The sequence below is a fragment of the Ignavibacteriota bacterium genome, assembly GCA_016708125.1.
Lineage (GTDB): Bacteria > Bacteroidota > Ignavibacteria > Ignavibacteriales > Melioribacteraceae.
The window spans coordinates 580,001-599,768 of sequence record JADJGF010000001.1 but is presented as its reverse complement, the minus strand read 5'-3'; the positions used below and the strand labels follow the sequence as shown (position 1 = coordinate 599,768).

Sequence of the window (19,768 nt, the reverse complement as noted above, 5' to 3'; positions counted from 1 at the left end):
AAAAGATTACGAATTAAATTCTCTAATAATTTTATTTATTTCTTCTTCACTTATTCCGCTTCCGTAATTTTTTTTATCAGGAATATTTTTTTGAGTTGAAAATTTATTTTGGGAAGTTTGAAAATTTACAACCGGATTTCCAGCTCGTGCCCGTAATCTTTCTTCAATTTCATTTATAAAATTTCCGGTTGGTGAAAATGTGTTGTTAATTTTAGAACTTCCAAATGAATTTATAGAATTTCCTTTGTTTATCGGATTTGTTTCGAAAGCTAAAGTTTTTATATTCATTAAATGTTTTGCCGTAACATTTTCAGAAATTATTGATCCGCCCCAAGTTCCAACACCTAAAGTCATTGATGGATCTAAAGCAGTAGTATAACCAACCGCACCAAGTGAAGATGGAGAATTTACAATAATTCTAAATGCCGGTTTTTCCATTGCAAATTTCATAATAATTTCTTGATCATTTGAATGAATCGCCATCGTATGACCAATTCCGCCAAAGTTCAATAAATCAATACATTTATGACATCCATCCAACCAGCCATCCACAACATAAAAAGCTAAAATTGGAGAAAGTTTTTCTACGGAAAGCGGTTCTTCTTTCCCTACTTTTAAGCAATCTGCAAATAAAACTTTTACAGAATCTGAAACTGAAAATCCAGCATACTTAGAAATAAATTGAGCAGATTTTCCAACAATATCCGGATTTATTCTTCCATCTTTTAAAACTGCTTTTTCAAGTTTTAATTTTTCATCACTATTAACAAAATATCCGCCGTTTGCTTCTGCAAATTTTCTAACTTTTTCTGCAATTGGTCGATCAACAATCATAGCTTGTTCGGATGAACATAAAGTTCCGTTATCAAAAGTGGTTCCGTAAATAATATCTAAAACAGCTTTTTCATAATTTGCGCTTCGTTCAATAAATGCTGGAACGTTTCCTGAGCCAACTCCATAAGCCGGAGTTCCGGCACTGTATGCCGCTCTAACCATTGGCGTGCTTCCGGTTGCTAAAATTACAGCAACATCTCTATGTTTCATCAATGCATCTGTACCTTCCAATGTTGGAATTGACATGCATTGAATTAAATCTTTTGGCGCCCCGGCAGAAATTGCGGCATCGCTCATAACTTTTAATGCTTCTGAAGTACACATTACAGCTTTTGGGTGCGGACTTGCAACAATTGCATTTCTTGTTTTGAGCGAAATTAAAGCTTTAAAAAATGCAGTAGATGTTGGATTTGTCGATGGAATTAATGCGGCAACAACTCCCATTGGTTCTGCAATTTTAACAATTTTTCCGTTTTCTCTGATGTCAATTATTCCAACAGTTTTCAAATCCTTTATCGAATTATAAACATCTCTTGATCCAAATTGATTTTTAACAATTTTATCTTCCCATTTGCCAAATCCGGTTTCTTGATGAGCCATTTTTGCAAGTCGTTCGCTTGCATCAAATCCGGCATCTGCCATTGCTTTTACAATTTTATCAACTTGAGTTTGATTGAAATGTTTAAATTCCAATTGCGCAGCTTTAGCTTTCGCTACTAAATTTCTTACTTCTTGAGTTGAACGAATATCTTTATCGAGTTCCATAGTTTCTATTTTACTTTTTATGAAATATAAGAATAGAACTAATCAACTTCAACGAAGTAAATTCATAAATTATTTGGAATTTAAGGTATTTGAACTGCAATTTATTTTTAATAATTTCACACATTAATAAAATTTGATTTATATGAAAAATTTAAATAGTTCTAATTTTCTTTTAACACTGGTTTTTGTTATTCAAAGTACAAACTTATTTGCGCAACAAAACCAAAATTACATTTTTAACTCCAATTCGGGAAAATTTTTAACTTATTCTTCAAACACATCTTTTTGTGATATTGTGGATTATGTGGAATTTTTATATCAAAAATATGATAATATAAAATTGACGGTAAACATAAATTGTCAGTTTCCCATTGGGGTTGATATAAATAATGTTTTCTACAAAAATGCAATTCAAGAGATTTGTGATCATAATAATTTATCTCTTTACAAGACAGATTCGGAAATTAATATTTCGAATAAAAATGAAAAAGTTAAGTTGCATAATGAAATTATAAACTTAGATGAAAATAAACAGATAAAAATTTCGGCTATTTTATTTGAAGCCAATTTGGATGAAATGAAAGAAAGAGGTGTTAATTGGGATTTTATTCTTTCAAAAAACGGAATGGAAGGAATTGGGAAATATAATTCTATTTCTGAAAATGATTATAATTTTCAATTTCGTACTGCTTCAGATATATATAAGTTTTCCGGTTATACTACGGCAATATTTAGATTTTTGGAATCCGAACATTTAGGCAATATAGTTTCAAAAATGAGTGTTGTAGTAAATGATATGGAAAAAAGCAGAATGCAGGTTGGTTCTGATATTTCAATAAAGCAATTGGATTTTGCCGGAAATGTTACTGATGCATTCTTTCCAACTGGAACAATTATTAATGTTGAACCAAAAATTCTAATTCAAGATTCGCTAAAGTTTGTTAAGCTCAAAATTCATGTTGAAAGAAGTTTACCTTTCCCAAATGAATTAAGCACAGAAATTAAAAAGACCTATACTGATACAGAAGTTTTATTAAAAAATAAAGAAGAAATGATTATCGGAAGTTTGTTAGTTGATGAGGATTTAATTATTCGTGAAGGAATTCCCATTTTGAAAGATTTACCTTGGTGGGTTTTAGGCTTACGTTATTTAACAGGTTTTGATTCAAAAAGTATCATCCATAAAGAAGTTGCAATTTTAGTTAGCACGGAAATTTTACCAGCAATTCAAGAAAGAATTATTGATAACAATAATTTGATTGAAGAAAGAATTAAAAGTGATAGTAATGAAATTAAAAATTTGATTAAGAGATAAACAGTTAATTATGAAATGAAAAGTCAATTAATTAAAATATTTATTTCCATCAGCATTCTAATTAATTCTTGCGAATTAACTGACTTGGAGCAAGCTGAATCAAAATTGAATCCAAATGATAGTGCTAAAGTAAATGTTAACATTGCAAAATGGTATGACAATCATGCCGCAGCTTTATCAATAACAAACGATGCTGGTAGTGTTGCATGGGAAAATGAAAAAGTTGTTCAAAAAGCTGTAGAAGATGCTGGTCTAAATATTTCTTATGAGTTCGTTTCAGCAGCTTACTCTATTGATTCAGCGGGACTTCAATATTTTTTGAATGAATTTCTCTCTAAGGGATTTGGATATTTTGGTCATGGTCATGAACATTTAAATCATGATTTATTATCATTTGACGAAGCGTATCGTTCCTTTAAAATGTGTTATCATACGATGATAGAATTTGGACTTAAGCCGGTTTCTTATGCCTATCCCGGAGGTTTTGGATATCATATTAGTACGCAAGAAGCATTAAAAAAATCGGGATTTTTAAGCGGAAGGAAGTTTGAAAAATTAGATTTTGATTTCCCATATATAATGCCAAATAATGAAACTCAGCCCTCAAATTGGTTTCAACTTCCTACTTTAGTTATGCAAGCTTATAATTATGAATATTGTTCGATTTGCATTAATAATACAGATGAGTTGATTCCTTTTTTAGATAATACAATTAAACTTAACGCGTGGCTTATAATTACTTATCACCCAATTGGAAGGGAAGATTTATACGGATATTATTATTTAGAAGATTTTAAAAATGACTTGGAAGAAATTAAAAAAAGAGATTTTTGGGTTGCTTCAATGGATGATATTACGCTATATACTTATGAAAGAAATTCTGCAAAAATAAATGTTACAAATATTTATTCTAAATCCGGTGAGTTAGAAAATATTAAAATAAAAATTGAAGATAATTTGAATGATTTAATTTATAACGTTCCACTTACTGTTTTAGTTGATCTGCCAAATAATTGGGTTGATCAGCCTTTAAACTTACATAAGAATTCTCAGGAGTTTGAAAAAATTGTATCTGAAACAAATCAATTAAAAATTTCAATAATTCCTGATAAAGAAGAAATTATAATTTCCCAATAATAATTTTAACTAATTGAATAATAATTGTGAGTTCACAAAAAATTATAATATTTGTTTTAATTATAACTTGTGTAATCTCATCTTGCAGTTCTGAATCTCCAACCATTACTGAAACTGGAAATGGAAAAGTTTTTATACAATCAAATGTACAAAATGGTGAAATTTTTTTAGATGGTAGTTTCAGCGGAAAATTTACTCCCGATACTTTAGAACTTTTAGCCGTAAAACATTTAATAAAAGTTAGAAAGCAAAATTATTTTTCCGAAGAAAAAGAAATATCGATTCTAAAAAATAAATTAATAAATGAAGATTTTATTCTTAATAAAAATAATCTAACCAAATTTATGATTCTTGAAGCTTTCACAAATTCATTTTGCGATACTTGCGATGTTGAAAAATTATTTTCCAAATTTCAATTGGAAAACACTAACAAAATTTTTGTTATAAATTATCCTTCAGATTATCCTTTTAAAAATGATGTTTTTTATTTTGCTTTTTTTGAAAGTGTTACAAATAGAAAAAGTTATTATAATATTTCCCAAAATCCGCTGTTTGTAATAAATGGAATTGTAACAAATGAAATTTCCGAAATTATTGAAAGCGAAACAAATAAAAAGCCCAAAATTGCAATTACAGTTATGGATAGCCTTGTTGACGGTAATGGAATGTTAATAGATATTTTTGTTGATGTTTATGATTTAGACGAAATTGATTTCAACAATTTAATTTTGCGAAACGCAGTTATTGAAAACGAAATTATTTTTAGCGATTTATCTTCAGAAAATTCTGATAAAAAAATTCAGTTCTTACTTAGAAAATTTTCTCCGGATTATAAAGGAATTTCACTTTCTTCAATATCTGAAAAGGGAAGAGCTAAGTTTGCTGAATTAACTTTGGTTGATCCAAGATGGAATAAAGAAAATTTATATGTAATTTCTTTTATTCAAAACGAATTAACAAAAGAAGTTTTGCAAGTTGGAATTTCTAAATAATTTATTTCATCAATTCTTTTAATCGCGAATAACCACTTTTACTTACCGGAATTTTCTCTCCATTTTTTAATGTAACTTTGTATGATTCTTTTTCAAAAAGATCGACTTGTTTTACTTCATTTATATTTACTATGTATGAACGATGAACGCGGATAAATTCATCAATATTTAAATGTTCTTCATAATATTTCATTCGCTGTTGCTTTAGGTGATTTCCTAATTCGGAGTGAATCATAACATAATCATCTTGTGCTTCTAAATAATAAATTTTATCAACTGGAATTATTACTATTTTCTGATTTGTTTTTACAACAATTCTATTTATCACATTCGGAAAATCATTTACTTTTGAAATTAAATTTTCGTAATCAATTTTTTCTTTATCGTTTCTATAAATTTTATCGATTGCTTTATTAAGTGCTTCGTTAAATCTTTCCAAAGAAAATGGTTTTAGCAAATAATCGGTTGCGTTTACTTCAAACGCTTTAATTGCATATTGATCAAAAGCTGTTGTAAAAATTATTTGAGGTTTTTCATCAAGCAACTCCAGCATTTCAAATCCCGTAATTTTCGGCATTTGAATATCAAGAAAAATCAAATCGGGTTTTAGCTCATTTATACTTTTTATTCCTTCAAATCCGTTTGAACATTCACCGAGCAATTTTACTTTTTCATTTTGCTGAAGATATTTTTTAACAATATCTCGCGCAAGTTTTTCATCGTCAATTATTAAAACAGAAATTTCGTTATTCATATTTTATAATCCCTAAAAGTAATTTGCTATAATTCATGATTACACTTTTTAGATTCCGGTTAGAAGCATACCGGAATGACAAGAATTAAAATTTACAATGGAATAAAAATAGTTACGGTAAAAATTCCATCATTTTTGGAAAATTTTAATAAATTTTCTTGGTTATAAATCATTCGCAAACGACTTTGAATATTACTCATACCAATTCCTTCACCTTTATGAGAAACTGCTTCAAGATCGTAGTTGTTTGTAATAGTTAACTTTATATATTCTAATTGTTCTTCACAAGTAAAATGAATGTTTACAGGCTCGATACTTTCATAAACTCCATGTTTAATTGCATTTTCGAATATCGGCTGAAGAATCATATTCGGAACTTCCATTTCCAAACATCCGTTTCCAATATTTTCTGTGTATGTAAATTTATCGCCGAATCTGATTTTTTCAATATCCAAATATAGCTTTGCATTTTTTAGTTCATCAATTAATTTACTTTTCTGATTTTCATTATTGCTCAATGTTTTACGCAGAAATGTTGAAAGATTAATTGTCATTTCACGGGCAAGTTCTGGTTCTGAAATCGTTAAAGCACTTATTGAATTTAGTGAGTTAAAAATAAAATGAGGATTAATTTGATATTTCAAACTTTTCAATTCCGCTTCTTTAACAAGCGATTTCAGTTCCGCTTCTTTTAAAACTTTTTCTTGAAAATTATTGTAGTAAATAATAATGTAAATTAACGCAACGATTATAAAATAGTAAAACATTCCGATGAAAAACCGCCAAACTAAAGTACTGGTAAGAAAATTTTGATATTCTAAATTATTAGTAAAAAGTTGTTTTAAAATCCAGTAACCAATAAAAATCCAAATGCCTGCTGTGAAAAAAGCTGCTGTAATATGATTTGTAATTATTTTTAGAACGGAAAAACTTTCGAAAGAAATAAATTTTGTTGGATACCAAAGTGATAAACCTAATGCGAGAAATAGAAAATTAAAAATCAAACTATCCGCTAAACAAATTTGCAATGACTGATTTACAACAAAGTATAAAATGCTAGTGTGCAGAAGAAAAATAAATATCCAAATAATCAGATATACAGAAAAACTTTTTACATTTTTTACAAAGGGATTTATCATATCAAATTTTCATTATTTATCTAATTTCACCACCGCCAAAAAGAACAAGTCCTTTTACTACTAAAACATTTGTATTTTCTGTCGTATTTGCATTCCCTCTTAAATCTTCAAAAGCACCAAAAATTGTTGTGGTTTTAATAATTACTTTCCAATCTATTGGAATATTAATTTCTGTTGAGCCCATAAGTGTTAAAGTATCTAATTCAACTTTTCCATCTGCAAGATTAGAGTTTCTTAAATCAATTTGGGATTCTCCCATTATTGAACTTATTTTTCCACCCAAAAATTTATTTGTTTTAATAATTTTTTTTGTCTCGCCAAAAATTGTAAAAATATCAGCTAAGTATTCATTTTCTTCAATAAAACTTTTATCGGAATTTTCGGCGATGATTGATTTCTTAAAGATGAAATAAATTCCCAAAATAATTAAAATGAACGGCCAATATTCGTAGAAGAAAGATTCAAAGGAAATTCCGAAATAATTTGATGCAATTCCGGAACCGCCAATTATCACTAAAATTAATCCGAAAAAAGAACTTTTGTTATTTAGAATAATAATTATTCCGATTATAAAAAATATTACCGGCCAAGAAAATAAATCTATGTCAAAAAATTCGAAATGAAAGTTTCTCAAAAAGAATAATATTCCAAAAAGAATAAGCAAAGCACCAATTGCGACTCTTCCTTTTGAATTATTTGTTTTTTTTATCATCTAAACCTCAAGAAAATTAATTGAAAATTAAAATTTTACTTCGCCGCCGCCGAATAAAACCAATCCTTTAATTACAAGTACTTTATCTTCTTCATAAACTCTGTTTGGGTCTTTTATTCGTTTATCGGAAAATCCGCCAAAAATTGCAACAACATCAATAACAACACTCCAATCTTGAGGAACATAAATTGTGTATCCGCCGAACATTGAAAAAATATCTAAATCATTTTTCCCTTTTGCCAAGAAACAATTTTCTAAATGAATATCGGAACCTCCAAAAATTGCTGTAAGTTTTCCGCCGGTAAAATTATTTGAATTTACTCTTTTTGTTCCGCCGCCAAAAATTGAAACATCATCAATACTGTTATTTATATCGGAATTAAAATTTTGGTCTGATGGAATTTCTTTTCCTTCCGAATTTAATTCAACTTCAACTTTTAAATTTTGTTTAACAGGATTTCTTCTAAGTATAATATAAACTCCCAAACCAACAAGAATTAATGGCCAGAAATCCGGAACCAAATTGAAAAATCCGATTGCCGCAAGAATTATTCCTGCAGTTTTATTTTTAGTTGTTGATAAAATATATACGCCGATTCCGATTAAAATATATTCCCAATGAAAAAGAAAAGCCGGAAGACTGAAATAAATAATTCCGTAATTATCTAATAAAAATAATGTGCCAAGCGCAACAAGAAGTAATCCGGCAATTATTCTTGCTTTTGTATTGTTGTCTTGTGAATTCATGTTTTACTCCACATTTTCAAATTGCTGAAAGTAATTTATTTATAAAATATAAATTTGGTAAATGTTAATCGGTGAACGAAAGTTTTTTTTCGGTAAGTGTAATTAATTTGAATATAAAAATTTTCTTATTCCAAATGAATAGTGAAAAAATATTTTTTTGCGAATCAATCATTCAATAAATCTATTTGATTTTCGCTGGATGGCAATTCATGCACATCCCTCAATTTTCTTTCAATTGTTCTAGATTTGCGCGAAGCATCACCGATTGATTGACTTGCTAAATCTAATTTTTTTTGTGTACTGTCTAAAAGATCACCAAATTTAGAAAACTCTGATTTTACAACACTCAATAATTTCCAAACTTCACTTGATCTTTTTTCAATTACTAAAGTTCTAAAACCCATTTGTAAACTGTTTAAAACTGCAATAAAATTTGCCGGACCGGCAATTGTAACTTTATATTCTCTTTGAATTGTATCAAAAAGTCCGGGCATACTTAAAACTTCTGCAAATAAACTTTCAAGCGGTAAAAACATAAATGCAAAATCCGTTGTATTCGGCGGATCTAAATATTTTGTGGAAATATCTTTTGCGGCTTCTTTAATACTTCGTTCCAATTTTTTTAGACTTTCATCAATCAAAACCAAATCAGCTTTTTCTCTTGCAGATGTAAGTCTTTGATAATCTTCAAGCGGAAATTTTGCATCAATCGGCAGCCAGACAATATCATTTTTAATTTGATTTTTTCCGGGCAATTTAATTGCATATTCTACTAAAGCATTGCTTCCTTCTTTTGTTTTAACATTTTTCTCATATTGCTCTTTTGTTAAAATTTGTTCAAGCAAAGTTCCAAGCTGAATTTCTCCCCAAGTTCCACGATCTTTTACATTTGTGAGAACTTTTTTCAAATCGCCAACGCCGATTGCTAAAGTTTGCATTTCTCCCAAACCTTTATGAACCAATTCTAATCTATCGCTTACAAGTTTAAAAGATTCGCCTAATCTTTTTTCTAAAGTTGAATGAAGTTTCTCATCAACCGTTACGCGCATTTCTTCTAATTTTTTTTCATTCTTTTCTTGAATTTCAGAAAGCTGTTTTGAAACTTGATCATTTAGTTTATCAAACTTTTCTTCGTTGGTTTGAGTTAAACTTTTCAATCTGTTTTCAACTATTTCAAGCTGATCTTTTTGCCTATCGGAAATATCTCTAATTCTATTTGAAAGTTGATCGCCTAAACTTCTAACAGAATTTCCAACTTCTTCTCTAACCAATTTTGAATTTTGCAGAGTTTCTTCGCGGTTTCGTTTAAATTCATTTTCTATATTGTTATCCAATTCATTATTTAACGATTCTACTTTCTGCGAAATTTTTAATTCGGTTTCTTCCAAATTTTGTTTACGCATTTTTATGTAATTCAAAATTTGAAAAACCACAATTATTATCAATAAAACAGCAATTATTATTTCTAACCAAATCATTATAAACCTTTTAATAATTCTAATTTTTTATAAAAAACTTCTTAATTTATCATTCACATAAAATAAATAATATTTATAAAACAAAATGAATAATTGGATAAAAGTTATAATTGGAGCAATTGCGACAATAATTATTTTATTAATAGTTTTTATTGTTGGTTCAATTTACATGTTAAATAAAACTTTACCGGAATATTCCGGGAAAAAGTCTGTGCAAAATCTTAATAATGAAGTTTCAATTTATAGAGATAATTTTGCGATACCGTATGTTTATGCAAAATCCAAAAACGATTTATATTTTGCGCTCGGATATTTACACGCTCAAGAAAGATTATTCCAAATGGATATTAGTCGAAGAGCCGGCGAAGGAAAATTAAGTGAAATTTTAGGAAGCGAAGCAATTTCTTATGATAAAATGTTTAGAACTTTTGAATTGGCGAAAATCTCAAAACTGCATTTTGAAAATTTTGATGCAGATACAAAATCCAAATTAATTTCCTATTCAAACGGTGTTAATGAATTTATTAAAAATGAACCGGAAAAACTCTCAATAGAGTTTGATGTTATAGGTTACAAACCAAATTTATGGAAACCCGAACATTCTGTTTTAATTGCAAAATTAATGGCTTGGGAATTAAACATTTCTTGGTGGAGCGATATTGCACTTTCGCACATTATTCAAAAATTAGGTGTTGAAAAAGCTAAAGAAATTTTGCCAACTTTTGATGAAAACGGTCCGACAATAATTCCGGAAAATTTACAAAATATTTCAAATGTTCCTTTAGATTTAGTACAAGTTGATAGAAATTTCAGAAAATTTATTGGATTTGTCGGAACACACATCGGCTCAAATAATTGGGTTGTAAACGGAGAAAGATCAGAATCCGGAAAACCAATTATTGCAAACGATCCGCATTTAAGTTTTTCAGCTCCAGGCAAATGGTACGTTGCAGTTTTGCGTTCGCCGGATTTAAATGTAGAAGGCGTTACACTTCCAGGAATTCCCGGAATTGTAATTGGTAAAAATCAAAATATTTCTTGGGTTCTTACAAATGTTATGGCTGATGATGCTGATTTTTATATAGAAAAATTAGATAGTTCAAAAACTAAATATTTCTTCAATAACGAATGGAAAAATCTTACAATTTCTGAAGACACAATAAAAGTTAAAGATTCATCGGATGTAATTTTTCAGATCAAAAAAAATCATCGCGGACCAATAATTTCGGATATTCATCCATATAAAAAAATGTATCCGAATAATCAGCAAAATAATGTTGATATAACAATGCGATGGACGGCTTTGGAATCAAGCAATGAAATGAAAGCTTATTCAAAAATTAATTCCTCAAAAAATTGGGAAGAATTTACAGAAGGTTTAAAAGATTTTGAAGCTCCGGGACAAAATTTTGTTTTTGCTGATGATAAAGGAAATATTGGTTATACAGCCGGAGTTAAACTTCCGCAAAGAAAAAATAATTCCCCGACTTTTATTAATGATGGAACAACAGATGAAAATGATTGGCTCGGTTTTGTTCCTTTTTCTGAAAATCCGAAATTGTTTAATCCCGCAAACGGATTTATAGCTTCGGCAAATAATAAAACAATTAAAAATTATCCATATCATATTTCAAATATTTGGGAACCGAATTCAAGAATTAATAGAATTACGGAATTATTGGAAAGTAAACAAAAACATAATGTGGATGATTTTAAAAAATATCAAATGGATTTTTATTCAGATTATGCAAAAGAAATTGTTCCGCAAATTCTAAATGCGTTTAAAAATCATGCATATGAAAATGATAAACTTAAAGAAGTTATAGGTCTTCTTAGAAAATGGGATTTCAATTTTATTTCGGAAAGTCAAGTTCCAGCAATATATGCAGTATTTTATCAAAATTTGATGAAGAATATTTTTCTTGATGAAATGGGCGAAAGCATTTTTAACGAATATATTTTTATTGCAAATATTCCATATAGAGTTGTTAGAAAAATGTTGGAAGATAATTCATCAAGTTGGTTCGATGATATATCAACTACAAGAATTGAAAGGAAAGATGAAATTGTTAGGAAAAGTTTGTGGGATGCAATCAAATATTTGAGTGAAGAATTTGGCGATATTGATGAATGGCAATGGAATAAATTGCACACTGTAACATTTAAACATTTTTTTCATGGTAAATCAAAAATGTTGGATTTTATTTTAGATGTTGGTCCATATAAAATTGACGGAGACGGAACAACAGTTTTTAATACGGAATATTCTTTTAATGAGCCATACACAAATAAATTAGGTCCATCTATGAGATATATTTATGATTTTGCTGAACCAAATAATTTTCAAATAATTTTGCCAACCGGACAATCCGGAAATTTCTTTAGTGATCATTATGATGATATGACAAAAATGTGGCTAAACGGCGAAACAATAAAAATAAATACGGAAGAAAATATTGTAAAAAATTCAGAATATGATTTACTTCAATTGGTTCCAATGAACAACTAAAATAATTATTGAAAATTTTATAACTTTGCAAAACAATTTAGGCAAATAATGAAAGTTATTGAACATTTAGAAAAAGCAACACAAACATTAATCAGTTTTGAAATTATACCTCCCAAAAGAGGCGGAAATATTACAAATTTACTTTCTGCTTTGGAAGAATTAGTAAAATACAAACCTCCGTTTATTGATATTACAAGTCACGCAGCAGAAGTTATGTATGAAGAAACTCCTTCTGGTGATTTTAGAATGAAGATAAAAAGAAAACGCCCCGGTACTTTAGGAATTTGCGCACTAATTCAAAATAAATATAATATTGATGCGGTTCCCCATGTAATTTGTCAAGGTTTTACAAAAGAAGAAACAGAAGATTTTTTAATTGAACTTCACTATTTAGGAATTGATAACGTTCTTGCCATTCGTGGTGATGAAAGCGGATTTAATAAGCCAATAAAATATGGAAGATCAGCAAATATTCACGCAGTTGATTTGGTTAAACAAATTTCGGATATGAATAAGGGAAAATATTTGGAAGATTCTCTTTTGGATGCAGAGCCGATGAAATTTGGAATTGGAATTGGTGGATATCCCGAAAAACATTTTGAAGCTCCAAATTTACAAATCGATATAAATTACACAAAAGAAAAAATTGAAGCCGGTGCAGATTATATAGTTTCTCAAATGTTTTATGAAAATGAAAATTTCTTTACCTATAATGATATGTGTAAAAAAAGCGGAATAAATGTTCCAATTATTCCGGGTTTAAAAATTATAACATCAAAAAATCAGTTAAATAGTTTACCGGCAAATTTTCATGTAGATATTCCAAATGAATTGGCAGAAGAAATTTCAAAAGCAAAATCCGAACATGTACAAGATATAGGCGTTGAATGGGCGTTTAAACAAGTTGAAGGATTAATAAATGCTAAAGTTCCGGCAATTCATTTTTACGTAATGCAAAATACTCAGCCGATAACAAAGTTAATGAAGAAATTAGGTTTGTAATAAAATGATTTTAAATGTTGATAGAAGATTAAAATCCCCAATAAACTTAATGCGAAAATTAAAGTGGGGAGTTGCCGGATGCGGAAAATTTGCAGAAACCTCTTTTATCCCAACATTGTTACAATTAAAAAAAAGTTCTTTAGTTGCAGTTTATAGTTCAGAACTTAATAGGTCAAAAGAAATTGCAAATAAATATTTTGCTAAAAATTATTTTAATGATTATTCGGAATTCTTACAACAAGATTTTGAAATTCTTTATATCGGCAGTGCAAATAAAGATCATTATTGGCAAGTTATTGAAGCGGCAAAAGCCGGAAAACATATTTTGTGCGAAAAACCTTTAGCTTTAAATTCTCAGCAAGCGCAAGAAATGGTTGATGTTTGTAAAGAAAATGGAGTTTTTCTCTCCGTAAATTATCCCCACAGATTTCATCCGCTACCTATTAAAGCTAAGGAAATTATTGAAAAGGGAATGATTGGAACAATAGTCTCAGTTTCAACTTCATTTAATATAAATTATGAGCCGGATGATAATTTTAGATTTGATATTGTGCAGAGCGGCGGCGGCGCTTTTAGAGATTTGGGAACGCATATGATTGATCTTTTAAGATTTTTCGGTGGAGAAATAATTGATATTACAGGATTTATTGATAACGTTGTTTATAAAAGTCAAGTTGATGATTTTGCTGCTGCAATAGTAAAATATAAAAAAGGTGGATACGGATTTTTAAATGTTTCTTATAATTCTAAACAAGCATTTAATAAAATTGATATTGTTGGTTCTAACGGATCAATAAGTATTGAAAATATTATCGGAAGAAAAAAACAACCAGGTAAAATTACGATTGATCTTGTCGGTGAAGGAAAAAAAGCTTTTAGAAAAAGAGCAAATAAACTTCTCATTTTACTTAGATCAGTGCAAAAATCAATCTTGAATGAAACACAACCTGAAGTTACCGGTTTTGATGGATTAGTAAATATGCAGATTATGGAAATGTTAGAAAGTAAATGCAGAGAATAAAAATTTTAATGAATTTCCAAATGAAAATGACATTAAAAAAATTCTAAAAAATCAAATCAATAAAACAATTGAAAAATATCCCTTTCACCAAATGTAAAAATTTATGAATAAACAAAATTTAACTATTGCTGTATTATTAGGCGGCACTTCACCGGAACGTGCAGTTTCAAAAGAATCCGGAAAATCAGTTTACCAAGCAGTAAAATCCTTGGGTTATAATACAAAAATTATCGATCCGGCTTACGGATTAAATCAACCGCAAAATATTGAAGATTATTTTTGCGATTGTGAGTTTGCAAAAATATCAAATGAAAATATGATTGCTGCAATAAATTCTCCTTTCTTTGATGATGTTGATTTAGCAATAATTGCACTTCACGGAAAATGGGGAGAAGATGGTGCAATTCAATCGCTTTTGGAACTTAGAGGAATTAAATATGCAGGATCCGGAGTTTTAGCAAGCTCACTTTCTATGGATAAAGCTAAATCAAAAATTATTTTTAATCATTTTGGAGTTTCAACTCCGGAGTGGATTGAAGCAAATAAATTTACGGATTTTATTGAACTAAATAAAAAAATAGAAAACACAATTAAATATCCATGCATTGTAAAGCCAAATGATCAAGGCTCTACAATTGGTTTAACAAAATGTAATAATTTTGAAGGGTTAGAATCTGCCGTAAATTTAGCTTCACAATTTTCAAAAAAAGTACTGTTAGAAAAGTTTATTCCGGGCAGAGAATTAGCTGTTGCAATAGTTAAAGATTTTAAGCTGCCGATTCTTGAAATTATTCCCAAACACGAACTTTATGATTACGAATGCAAATACACTGACGGAATGAGCGAATATATTATTCCAGCTAAAATTGATAAAGAAATTGAAATTGAATTACAAAGACAAGCGTTATTGGCGTTTAACTCTTTAGGGTGCGAACTTTATTCAAGAGTTGATTTTCGGTTGCCGGAAAATGGAATTCCTTATTGCTTAGAAATAAATACGCTTCCGGGAATGACATCACATAGTTTGGTTCCCAAAATTGCAAAGGCAAATGGAATTGAATTTGAGGAATTAATTGATATTATAATTACTTCGGCGTTATGAAAAATTTAAGCAATAAAAAAGATAGAATTTTAACATGGATTTATTTTGTAATACTAATTTTTTTAGTACTTTTTTTATTTTTCAACAAATATGGGTTGTTGAAATATTTTGAATTAAAAAATGAAATAAATTCCATTGAACAACAAGTTGAGAAATCGAAAAGCCAAATTAAAGATCTTGATTCAAATATAAACTCATTAAAAAATAATGATAAAGAATTAGAAAAAGTTGCTCGTGAAAAATTTATGATGAAGAAAGAAAATGAAAAGGTTTTTAAGTTTGAAGATAAAAAAGATTCATTAAGGTAAATTAAATTTGAAAAGGAACATTCCACAAACTCCTCTTGCCGAAAGAATTAGACCCAAAACACTTGATGAATTTAGAGGACAAAAAAAGTTAGTTGGTCCCGGTAAAGCTATAAGTAGAATGATTGAAAATGATGCTTTAAGTTCTTTCATTTTATGGGGACCTCCCGGAACCGGAAAAACAACTCTTGCAAGAATAATTTCCGAAACTACGCAATCAGAATTTCATCAATTGAATGCTGTATCTGCGGGAGTTAAAGAAGTTAGAGAAATAATTGCACTTGCAAAAATTAACAGAGAAAGTTTTAACAAACGTACAATTTTATTTATAGATGAAATTCATAGATTTAACAAATCACAGCAAGATGCTTTACTTTCTGCAGTTGAATCTGGGTTGTTAACTTTAATTGGAGCAACAACTGAAAATCCTTCTTTTGAAGTAATTCCGGCTTTAAGATCAAGAGCAAGAGTTTATGTTCTTGATGAATTGACAAAAGAAGATTTAACGGAAATTATTGATTATTCATTTTCCGCAGATGAATTTCTTAAAAGTTTTAATGTAGAGGAAATTGATAAAAATTATTTAATCTATGTTAGCGGCGGTGATGCGAGAATTTTATTAAATATTTTGGAATCAGCACTTCTTCAGGAAATAAATTCTGAATCTGTAAGAATAAATAAAAAGTTAATTGATAACGTACTTCATCAAAAAAATATTTTGTATGATAAAAATGGTGAAGAACATTACAATATAATTTCTGCTTTTATTAAAAGTTTAAGAGGAAGTGATCCCGATGCCGCTTTATATTGGATGGCGCGAATGCTTGATGCCGGTGAAGATCCAAAATTTATAGCACGAAGAATGATGGTTTTAGCGTCGGAAGATATTGGAAATGCTTCGCCTAATTCTTTGGTAATTGCCGAAGCAACATTTGGTGCTGTTGATAAAATCGGAATGCCGGAAGCTAGAATAATTTTAGCCCAATGTGCAACTTATTTGGCTTCGCAGCCAAAAAGTAATTCATCATATAAGGCAATTGAAAAGGCGTTTGAAGAAGTTAGAAAAGGAAATCAAGAATCTGTTCCATTACATTTACGAAATGCTCCTACAAAACTTATGAAGAGTTTAGATTATGGAAAAGATTACAAATATGCACACGATTTTGATAATAATTTTATTGAAGAAAATTATTTTCCAGACATTCTAAAAGGAAGGCAATTTTATTTTCCGAGTGAAAACGGACAAGAAATTAAGATTAAAGAAAGATTAAAATTTTTGTGGAAAAAACTTAAAAAGTATTAACTATACTTTTACAAAAACCTTACCTGGAAGCTGTTTTACAATATCCCTAAATTCTAAGGATAATAAATTAACTAAACATTCAGAAGAATTTATTTTAGATTCTGACGAAATAATATCAATGTGTTTTGGTTTATCGGAAAGTAAATCATAAATTTTCTGCTCAAAAATATTCAAATCAATATTGGGTTTTGGAATGTTCTCGCCAATTTTTGGAGCAATTTTTAAATTCAATTCGATTAGAATATCATTTATATTTCTTACTAATTTCGCTTCACCTTTTTGTATTAAAGTATTTGTACCTTCACTTTGAAAATTCCCCAAGTTTCCCGGAATTGCAAAAACTTCTTTATTTTGTTCTAATGCATAAGCAGCAGTCTGAAGTGCACCGCCAGTGGATTTTGTTTCAATAACTAAAGTACCTAAGCTAATTCCACTTATTATTCTATTTCTTTTAGGAAAATTTGGTGCATCGGGTTTTGTTCCCAAAGAATATTCAGAAATTACAGCACCGTTTTCAATTATTTTATGGAATAGTTTTTTATTTTCATAAGGATAAATAATGTCAAGTCCAGAACCAATAATTGCGATTGTTCTTCCATTATTTTCTGCTGATCCCCAATGAGCGGAAGAATCAACACCTCTTGCTAAGCCGCTTACAATTGTAATCCCTTGTGTTGAAAGTTCTTTTGCAAAATCATATGCATATTTTTTTCCATAGTTTGTTGGCATTCTTGTTCCAACTATTGCCACACTATTTTCATCTTGTTTTAGTAAAGTACCTTTATAATAAAGAATAATTGGAGGTGCGAAAATATTTTTTAAATTAGAAGGATAGTTATCGGACCAGAATGTTACCCATTCTGCATTAATTTTTTCTAATTGATTAAGCTCAATTTCAATTGTTTTTTGAAAGCTAAAATATTCATCTATTTTTATTAAAATTTTATTTGCTAAGGTTTGGGAAATTCCATCTACAGATAATAGTTGATTATAATTTGCGTTAATCAGATTATCTAATGAATTAAATTTGGAGAGAAGATTAAAAAGTTTTCCGGGACCTATTCCGTCAACATCAAGTAAAATTCTTAGTTTAGTAAAGGTTTCTAAGTCTTCTTTCAATTAGTTCAAATATTATTTTCAATACTGATGTTATCAACAACGGCAACCACCATTGTATTAATTGGAGCTTTTGAGTGACCTAAAATTTGTTGAATAGCGGCACCTTCTTTTACTACCAAGACGGTATCACCAATTCCTGAATCAACAAGATCTATGGCAATTTCATCTTTATTGCCAATATAATTTCCATCCAAATCAATTTTTCTAACAAGTAAAAGTTTATGTCCTTTTAGATATTCATTTTTTTGAGTAGAAACTACATTACCGTTAATTTTTGCTAGAAACATTGGCTGTTTTCTTTTTACTTGATAAAATCGATAGTGGGAAAATTATAATATAAGCAACCAACAAAATTATCGGTGAAATTGTTAAAGATAAAGGATTATCCCAAGGACCAATTGACATTAAATAAAAACCAATTAGTAAAACAAACATTCCAATATTAAAGATTATAAAATTTGATTTACTCCAATAATTTTTGAAAGGTGATGTAAATTTTTTACTTTCAGTTTTGTTTTTGCTTTTTAGATTAGCCATCTTCTTCCTTATAAAATTTAATTAACCCAGTGTTGGGGGAAACACTGGGCTGAATTCAAACTTGCTGATCTAAGATCCTACAAGTAAGAGTTCTAATATATATTAACCTAAAGTTTTAATCAAGAAATAATTTATTTAATATCATAGACTATTTTTCTAACGGTATCAAATTGTAAGTATGGATGTTCTTCTCTAATAATATCAATGGCATTACTTGCCGTAATATTTGAATTTCGTAAAGTTTTAAATCTTTTTCTAATTAGATAATCTCTCAGACTTTTTTCATTAATAAGGCCTTTGCTTGAAAGTAAAAAGAAGGTTTCGTCACTTATAAATTCGGCAAGTGGATTATTAGAAATATTTGACACGGCAACCTCGCAAATGTATTGAATAAAGTAGTAGCCGTTTTTCTAATACAACTCCTAAAAAATTGAAGTACAAGTAAATAATTTGCTAAAATAAAATCAATGAAAAAAATAATGACCTATAAATCTATCATATGTAACTAAAAATTAGAAATTTATTTCAAATTGGTCATAATCCAGTTGCCTCAAAATAAAAGGTAACTATGGTAAAGAAAAAATGTTGAAAAAAGAGTTCATAAAAATTCCAAATAGATAATAAAAAGTAATAATAATTGTTTCTTTCTTTTTTTGCTACTTTTTTTCTTTCTTTGTTAATATGTTGATAACGTCAAATCAACTTCAAGATTTCATTTATTTTACGAGAGATTGAGTTTTGTAGCAAAAAGGGATTTAATTTTGTGTGTTTATTTGTCAAGAGGATTTTAGTTTTCTTAGAGACAACCGTAGAGTCTAAAATTCTTTGAAAAGGGGTTTTAGGCTGATCGTGTTTTTTGATAACTTGAGAGCCATCGCGAACTTTGGAAATAATTTTAGAAGAAGGAATAAAGAAGTTAAAAAACAAAGACCATTCATTAGTAAAAATATCATTCATCAGCTCAACAATTTTAATATTATCGAAGCGATGATAACCA

General features: G+C 29.0%; 19 protein-coding genes and 1 pseudogene (1 of these 20 only partly in view). 9 read left to right on the top strand and 11 right to left on the bottom strand.

Annotated elements, in window-relative coordinates:
• Positions 1-6: 6 nt before the first annotated feature.
• Positions 7-1,599: an aldehyde dehydrogenase family protein gene (locus IPH62_02895; protein ID MBK7104209.1), complete on the bottom strand. Its 1,593-nt coding sequence runs from the start codon at positions 1,597-1,599 to the stop codon at positions 7-9.
• A gap of 142 nt (positions 1,600-1,741) precedes the next feature.
• On the opposite strand from IPH62_02895, the gene IPH62_02890 reads away from it, so the two are divergent.
• Genes IPH62_02890 through IPH62_02880 form a run of 3 tightly spaced genes read left to right on the top strand, consistent with a single transcriptional unit; the run spans position 1,742 to position 5,043 of the window.
• Positions 1,742-2,914 (top strand): hypothetical protein, encoded by a 1,173-nt coding sequence (locus tag IPH62_02890; GenBank protein ID MBK7104208.1) that lies wholly within the window; start codon positions 1,742-1,744, stop codon positions 2,912-2,914.
• A 15-nt stretch (positions 2,915-2,929) separates the two neighbouring features.
• Positions 2,930-4,051 (top strand): hypothetical protein, encoded by a 1,122-nt coding sequence (locus IPH62_02885; GenBank protein ID MBK7104207.1) that lies wholly within the window; start codon positions 2,930-2,932, stop codon positions 4,049-4,051.
• A gap of 26 nt (positions 4,052-4,077) precedes the next feature.
• On the top strand, positions 4,078-5,043 hold the full coding sequence (locus tag IPH62_02880) for a PEGA domain-containing protein (GenBank protein ID MBK7104206.1): 966 nt from the start codon (positions 4,078-4,080) through the stop codon (positions 5,041-5,043).
• Position 5,044: 1 nt separating this feature from the next.
• Here IPH62_02880 and IPH62_02875 read toward each other — a convergent pair whose 3' ends face one another.
• From IPH62_02875 to rmuC, 5 genes are all read right to left on the bottom strand, one after another.
• Entirely contained in the window at positions 5,045-5,797 is a 753-nt protein-coding gene (locus tag IPH62_02875; GenBank protein ID MBK7104205.1) for a LytTR family transcriptional regulator DNA-binding domain-containing protein, read from the bottom strand.
• Positions 5,798-5,889: 92 nt separating this feature from the next.
• Positions 5,890-6,936, bottom strand: a complete 1,047-nt coding sequence (locus tag IPH62_02870) for a histidine kinase (GenBank protein MBK7104204.1) — start codon at positions 6,934-6,936, stop codon at positions 5,890-5,892.
• A gap of 16 nt (positions 6,937-6,952) precedes the next feature.
• Positions 6,953-7,648, bottom strand: coding sequence for a hypothetical protein (locus IPH62_02865; GenBank protein MBK7104203.1), 696 nt, complete (start codon positions 7,646-7,648; stop codon positions 6,953-6,955).
• Between the two features lie 27 nt (positions 7,649-7,675).
• On the bottom strand, positions 7,676-8,395 hold the full coding sequence (locus IPH62_02860) for a hypothetical protein (GenBank protein MBK7104202.1): 720 nt from the start codon (positions 8,393-8,395) through the stop codon (positions 7,676-7,678).
• Positions 8,396-8,559: 164 nt separating this feature from the next.
• A complete protein-coding gene (rmuC, locus tag IPH62_02855) occupies positions 8,560-9,873 on the bottom strand; it encodes a DNA recombination protein RmuC (GenBank protein ID MBK7104201.1) in 1,314 nt (437 codons plus the stop codon).
• 85 nt (positions 9,874-9,958) lie between these two features.
• Between rmuC and IPH62_02850 the strand changes: the two genes are divergently transcribed.
• The 6 genes from IPH62_02850 (at position 9,959) to IPH62_02825 (ending at position 17,115) form a co-directional block, all read left to right on the top strand.
• Positions 9,959-12,382: a penicillin acylase family protein gene (locus IPH62_02850; GenBank protein MBK7104200.1), complete on the top strand. Its 2,424-nt coding sequence runs from the start codon at positions 9,959-9,961 to the stop codon at positions 12,380-12,382.
• Positions 12,383-12,430: 48 nt separating this feature from the next.
• Positions 12,431-13,384: a methylenetetrahydrofolate reductase gene (locus IPH62_02845; protein ID MBK7104199.1), complete on the top strand. Its 954-nt coding sequence runs from the start codon at positions 12,431-12,433 to the stop codon at positions 13,382-13,384.
• A 4-nt stretch (positions 13,385-13,388) separates the two neighbouring features.
• A complete protein-coding gene (locus tag IPH62_02840) occupies positions 13,389-14,405 on the top strand; it encodes a Gfo/Idh/MocA family oxidoreductase (GenBank protein ID MBK7104198.1) in 1,017 nt (338 codons plus the stop codon).
• 103 nt (positions 14,406-14,508) lie between these two features.
• Positions 14,509-15,507, top strand: a complete 999-nt coding sequence (locus tag IPH62_02835; GenBank protein MBK7104197.1) for a D-alanine--D-alanine ligase — start codon at positions 14,509-14,511, stop codon at positions 15,505-15,507.
• A complete protein-coding gene (locus tag IPH62_02830; protein MBK7104196.1) occupies positions 15,504-15,815 on the top strand; it encodes a septum formation initiator family protein in 312 nt (103 codons plus the stop codon). The genes IPH62_02835 and IPH62_02830 overlap by 4 nt, the downstream gene beginning before the upstream one ends.
• Positions 15,816-15,834: 19 nt before the next feature.
• The gene (locus tag IPH62_02825) at positions 15,835-17,115 is read left to right on the top strand and encodes a replication-associated recombination protein A (protein MBK7104195.1); all 1,281 of its coding nucleotides are present in this window, start codon (positions 15,835-15,837) and stop codon (positions 17,113-17,115) included.
• On the opposite strand, the gene dprA is transcribed toward IPH62_02825, so the two are convergent.
• The 5 genes and pseudogenes from dprA to IPH62_02800 form a co-directional block, all read right to left on the bottom strand.
• Positions 17,116-18,234 (bottom strand): DNA-protecting protein DprA, encoded by a 1,119-nt coding sequence (gene dprA / locus IPH62_02820; protein ID MBK7104194.1) that lies wholly within the window; start codon positions 18,232-18,234, stop codon positions 17,116-17,118.
• A 5-nt stretch (positions 18,235-18,239) separates the two neighbouring features.
• On the bottom strand, positions 18,240-18,521 hold the full coding sequence (locus IPH62_02815; GenBank protein MBK7104193.1) for a EutN/CcmL family microcompartment protein: 282 nt from the start codon (positions 18,519-18,521) through the stop codon (positions 18,240-18,242).
• Complete coding sequence (locus IPH62_02810) at positions 18,502-18,771, bottom strand: hypothetical protein (protein MBK7104192.1); 270 nt, start codon at positions 18,769-18,771, stop codon at positions 18,502-18,504. Before IPH62_02810 ends, IPH62_02815 begins: the two co-directional genes overlap by 20 nt.
• 131 nt (positions 18,772-18,902) lie before the next feature.
• Positions 18,903-19,130, bottom strand: a complete 228-nt coding sequence (locus IPH62_02805) for a hypothetical protein (GenBank protein ID MBK7104191.1) — start codon at positions 19,128-19,130, stop codon at positions 18,903-18,905.
• Positions 19,131-19,464: 334 nt separating this feature from the next.
• Positions 19,465-19,768, bottom strand: a pseudogene (locus IPH62_02800) (integrase); it runs 837 nt beyond the window's last position.

What these genes read in the sequence shown, in the direction of transcription:
- IPH62_02895 (MBK7104209.1), bottom strand. Translation starts at nt 1,599, where the DNA reads ATGGAACTCGATAAAGATATTCGTTCAACTCAAGAAGTAAGAAATTTA.
- IPH62_02890 (MBK7104208.1), top strand. Translation starts at nt 1,742, where the DNA reads ATGAAAAATTTAAATAGTTCTAATTTTCTTTTAACACTGGTTTTTGTT.
- IPH62_02885 (MBK7104207.1), top strand. Translation starts at nt 2,930, where the DNA reads ATGAAAAGTCAATTAATTAAAATATTTATTTCCATCAGCATTCTAATT.
- IPH62_02875 (MBK7104205.1), bottom strand. Translation starts at nt 5,797, where the DNA reads ATGAATAACGAAATTTCTGTTTTAATAATTGACGATGAAAAACTTGCG.
- IPH62_02870 (MBK7104204.1), bottom strand. Translation starts at nt 6,936, where the DNA reads ATGATAAATCCCTTTGTAAAAAATGTAAAAAGTTTTTCTGTATATCTG.
- IPH62_02865 (MBK7104203.1), bottom strand. Translation starts at nt 7,648, where the DNA reads ATGATAAAAAAAACAAATAATTCAAAAGGAAGAGTCGCAATTGGTGCT.
- IPH62_02860 (MBK7104202.1), bottom strand. Translation starts at nt 8,395, where the DNA reads ATGAATTCACAAGACAACAATACAAAAGCAAGAATAATTGCCGGATTA.
- rmuC (MBK7104201.1), bottom strand. Translation starts at nt 9,873, where the DNA reads ATGATTTGGTTAGAAATAATAATTGCTGTTTTATTGATAATAATTGTG.
- IPH62_02850 (MBK7104200.1), top strand. Translation starts at nt 9,959, where the DNA reads ATGAATAATTGGATAAAAGTTATAATTGGAGCAATTGCGACAATAATT.
- IPH62_02845 (MBK7104199.1), top strand. Translation starts at nt 12,431, where the DNA reads ATGAAAGTTATTGAACATTTAGAAAAAGCAACACAAACATTAATCAGT.
- IPH62_02840 (MBK7104198.1), top strand. Translation starts at nt 13,389, where the DNA reads ATGATTTTAAATGTTGATAGAAGATTAAAATCCCCAATAAACTTAATG.
- IPH62_02835 (MBK7104197.1), top strand. Translation starts at nt 14,509, where the DNA reads ATGAATAAACAAAATTTAACTATTGCTGTATTATTAGGCGGCACTTCA.
- IPH62_02830 (MBK7104196.1), top strand. Translation starts at nt 15,504, where the DNA reads ATGAAAAATTTAAGCAATAAAAAAGATAGAATTTTAACATGGATTTAT.
- IPH62_02815 (MBK7104193.1), bottom strand. Translation starts at nt 18,521, where the DNA reads ATGTTTCTAGCAAAAATTAACGGTAATGTAGTTTCTACTCAAAAAAAT.
- IPH62_02810 (MBK7104192.1), bottom strand. Translation starts at nt 18,771, where the DNA reads ATGGCTAATCTAAAAAGCAAAAACAAAACTGAAAGTAAAAAATTTACA.